Source organism: Mesorhizobium sp. M4A.F.Ca.ET.020.02.1.1 (assembly GCF_004022645.1).
Lineage (GTDB): Bacteria > Pseudomonadota > Alphaproteobacteria > Rhizobiales > Rhizobiaceae > Mesorhizobium.
The window spans coordinates 1-2,637 of sequence record NZ_RZOI01000791.1 but is presented as its reverse complement, the minus strand read 5'-3'; the positions used below and the strand labels follow the sequence as shown (position 1 = coordinate 2,637).

3 protein-coding genes are annotated in these 2,637 nt (G+C 65.5%); all 3 read left to right on the top strand.

The genetic code is table 11. The annotated features are described in order from the left end of the window. Positions 1–411, top strand: a 411-nt coding sequence (locus tag EN742_RS31165; protein ID WP_148670384.1) for a TOBE domain-containing protein, incomplete at its 5' end; no start/stop codon positions are given. Next, positions 408–1,178: an L-iditol 2-dehydrogenase gene (locus EN742_RS31160; protein ID WP_126057036.1), complete on the top strand. Its 771-nt coding sequence runs from the start codon at positions 408–410 to the stop codon at positions 1,176–1,178. The genes EN742_RS31165 and EN742_RS31160, both read left to right, overlap by 4 nt. A 173-nt stretch (positions 1,179–1,351) precedes the next feature. After that, a partial coding sequence (locus tag EN742_RS31155; protein ID WP_148670383.1) for a mannitol dehydrogenase family protein occupies positions 1,352–2,637 on the top strand: 1,286 nt, incomplete at its 3' end.

The following is a 2,637-nucleotide window of genomic DNA, read 5'->3' as shown; positions in this document are numbered from 1 at the left end:
ACCATGGCCGACAAGATCGTCGTGCTCAACGCCGGCAATGTCGAGCAGGTCGGCTCGCCGATGGAGCTCTACAAGACGCCGAAGAACCTGTTCGTCGCCGGCTTCATCGGTTCGCCGAAGATGAACCTGATCGAAGGCGCGCCGGCGGCGAAATACAGCGCCAAGACCATCGGCATCCGGCCCGAGCACATGAACATCTCGACCACGGCGGGCGACTGGAAGGCGACCGTCGGCGTCGCCGAGCATCTCGGCTCCGACACCTTCCTGCATGTCCAGGCCGACGGCGTCGGCACCTTGACGGTGCGCGCCGACGGCGAGCTCGGCGTCCATCATGGCGACACCATCTATCTGACGCCGGACCAGACCAAGCTGCATCGCTTCGGGCCCGACGGCAAGGCGATGGCCCGGTGAGGCTCAAAGGCAAATCGGCGCTGATCACCGGGTCGGCGCGCGGCATCGGCAAGGCGTTCGCCGAAGCCTACGCGCGCGAGGGTGCGACAGTGGCGGTTGCCGACATCGATCTGGCGGCCGCCGAAAGGACGGCGGCCGCTATCGGCGACAAGGCCTACGCCGTCAAGCTCGACGTCACCGATCAGGCCTCCATCGAGGCGGCGGTGAAAGCGGTGGAGACCAGGACCGGCGGCCTCGACATATTGATCAACAACGCCGCCATCTTCGACCTCGCGCCGATCGTCGAGATAACCAGGGCGAGCTACGACAAGCTGTTTTCGGTCAACGTCGCCGGCACGCTGTTCATGCTGCAGGCGGCTGCCCGTTCGATGATCGCCGGGGGCAAGGGCGGCCGGATCATCAACATGGCAAGCCAGGCCGGCCGCCGTGGCGAGCCGCTGGTCGCGGTCTACTGCGCCACCAAGGCCGCCGTCATCTCGCTCACCCAGTCGGCCGGGCTCGACCTGATCAAGCACCGCATCAACGTCAACGGCATCGCTCCCGGCGTCGTCGACAGCGACATGTGGGACCAGGTCGATGCGCTGTTCGCCAGATACGAGAACCGGCCGAAGGGCGAGAAGAAGCGGCTGGTTGGTGAGGGCGTGCCATATGGGCGCATGGGCAGGCCGGAAGACCTCGCCGGCATGGCCGTGTTCCTGGCCAGCGAAGAGGCCGAATACATCGTCGCCCAGACCTACAATGTCGATGGCGGCCAATGGATGAGTTGACGGGGATGAGTTGAGGGGGAAGGCGCCTCTCCCTGCCTCCGGGGAGAGGCCGCCGCCGGGGCAGGCGAGGGGCAGCAGAATGCTGGCAGGCAGATGCCGCCCCTCACCGCCGCTCCTTCTCTCGAGGGATCGGGGGAATTGTCAGGCCATGTATCGGCCAAAGGGTAAAGCAGATGACCGTTAAACTCTCTTCCTCAAACCTTGCCAAGCTCCCCCCGAACGTCTCCGGTCCGAACTATGACCGCGCCGGGCTTAAGGCCGGCATCGTACATTTCGGCGTCGGCAACTTTCATCGCTCGCACCAGGCCGTCTATCTCGACGACCTGTTCAACGCGGGCCTTGGCCATGATTGGGCGCTGATCGGCGCCGGCGTCTTCGCGGGCGAGAAGATCGGCCGCGCCAAGCTCGAGGAGCAGGACTGGCTAACCACGGTGGTCGAGCAGGACTCCGGCCATATGAGCGCCCGCGTCACCGGCGGCATGATCGATTTCCTGATGCCGGGCGAAGCCGCCGCGATCATCGAACAGCTCGCCGACCCGGCGATCCGGATCGTCTCGCTGACCATCACCGAAGGCGGCTATTTCATCGATCCGGCTTCCGGCGAGTTCAATCCGACCCACCCCGACATCGTCGCCGACGCGCAAGCAGGTGCCACGCCGAAGACCGTGTTCGGCCTCATCCTTGCCGGGCTGGTGCGCCGTCGCGCCGACGGCATCGTGCCGTTCACCGTCATGTCCTGCGACAACATCCCCCATAACGGCCACGTCACCTCCGACGGCGTCATCGGCCTGGCGCGGCTGATCGACGAGGCTCTCGCCACCTGGGTGAAGGACAACGTCGCCTTTCCAAATGGCATGGTCGACCGCATCACGCCGGCCACCACCGACCGCGAGCGCGGCATCCTCGCCAGCGATTTCGGGCTGGAGGACAACTGGCCGGTGTTCTGCGAGCCGTTCCGGCAATGGGTGCTGGAGGATCATTTCACCGCCGGACGGCCGCCGCTGGAAAAGGTCGGCGTGCAGTTCGTCAAGGACGTCGCGCCCTACGAATTGATGAAGATCCGCATCCTCAATGGCGGCCATGCCACGATCGCCTATCCGGCCGGGCTGATGGACATCCATTTCGTGCATGAGGCGATGCAGGAGCCCCTGGTTCGCGGTTTCCTCGCCAAGCTGGAACGCGACGAGATCATCCCGACCGTGCCGCCGGTGCCGGATACGGTGCTGGAGGATTACTACCAGCTCATCGAGCGCCGCTTCTCCAATCCAAAGATCGGCGACACCATCCGCCGGCTCTGCCTCGACGGCTCCAACCGGCAGCCGAAATTCATCATTCCGACCATCGCCGACCGGCTGACGGCGGGCAAGGGCGTCGCCGGCCTCGCGCTGGAGTCCGCGCTGTGGTGCCGCTACTGCTTCGGCACCACCGACAGCGGCGCCGTCATCGAACCGAACGATCC